Raw genomic sequence first — 1,279 nt, forward strand, 5'->3', positions numbered from 1 at the left:
GCGTACCACCGTACACCCTCAATGTGAAAGCTCTTTTTGAGCATGTTTGAACGGTATGCTAGCCTCTCATCATCTGAAGACATCTTCGACTGACGATCGGTCATCCTATACACATGGATAGGCCCGAGATAGACGTCTGTACCTTCGATTGCGCCTATATACAAAAAAGTAAAAATCGTCTTAGCGGATAACTCACGAATACAATAGTTTCGTTGTGCTATTCCCTCAGGAAATATGGTTGGCAGACGCTCGGCCACCAACTCCCACGTAGCGTACTTTGGAAGCATCATGCTTTCCTTGCATATAATTTATCACACGCTGCATCAACAACTTCTTTAGAAGCAGACGCTGCAACTAATTTTTTCAGCTCAGCTAAAGCGCGGGGAGATGGCAGCGGCAAAGACTCAAGCTCGTATGCCGATACTGCCACTGAACCGCTAATACATCTAAATGCTGCATCCGCAGCCCTGCTATTTAAAAAAGCAGAGATAACATCTGCGCTTACAACCGGATTATCACCTAGCGGACGAACCATATTAAGATGATTCTCGACAACCACTCCTCCATACATAGCTATAAACTCCGCTGGGAGTAGTGCCGCAATTAATCTACGAGCCTGTTCTTTGGCGGTAGTTCTTTGAAGCAACACGCAAGGACGAGTAACTAGCAAACTATCATTCCCCCTTTCAAACTTGAAAAAAGGGGCATGATTTTTTTTCTCTGCTCGAAATACAAACCTACCGTCTGAAGTAATCGCTTCTGCCCATATAAGCGGATATCGATTCGCCCCAGGAGCTGATACGAGCTGATTTTTATGCCTATTCCAAACCAATGGGCCGGTGCTGACCGTATACCCCCAATCGACCAGCCGTGAAGACATTTTTGCCATTTTACCGACCAGCGCGCCTTGCGTCTGATTCCTAGGCATGATCCATGGCATGGATAGATCGTTAGGCAGATCTACGCTCGCAACTTGAGTTACTTCCAACCCGCCAATGGACAAAGAGATCTCAGACACCCGCACTGGCATAGCATGCTTGCTTGCTTTATATATTGCGAGGGCGGTTTCTTGAAGCACATCATCGAACACATTTTTCCGTGCCTCAACGAAGTCGATCGCTACAGGCGGAGCGTTATCCCCCATAACTTGCCTGAGRTTCTTGAAATAGACACCCGACAGAAACGAAGTAGGCGTTACATATGCAATAGTGCCGCCGGCCTTGACATTCCTCAACGCGAAATCGGTAAAAACACCGTATAAATTTGCATGGCCATGGAG

The 1,279-nt window shown here is 46.9% G+C and carries 2 pseudogenes; both read right to left on the reverse strand.

What is annotated here, in order from left to right:
• Window positions 1-287 (reverse strand): annotated as a pseudogene (locus AC1DVH_RS31295) (BsuBI/PstI family type II restriction endonuclease); the annotation flags it as partial.
• A pseudogene (locus AC1DVH_RS31300) lies at window positions 287-1,279 on the reverse strand (SAM-dependent methyltransferase); the annotation flags it as partial. The pseudogenes AC1DVH_RS31295 and AC1DVH_RS31300, both read right to left, overlap by 1 nt.

Source organism: Pseudomonas sp. P4_C3 (genome assembly GCF_056402075.1).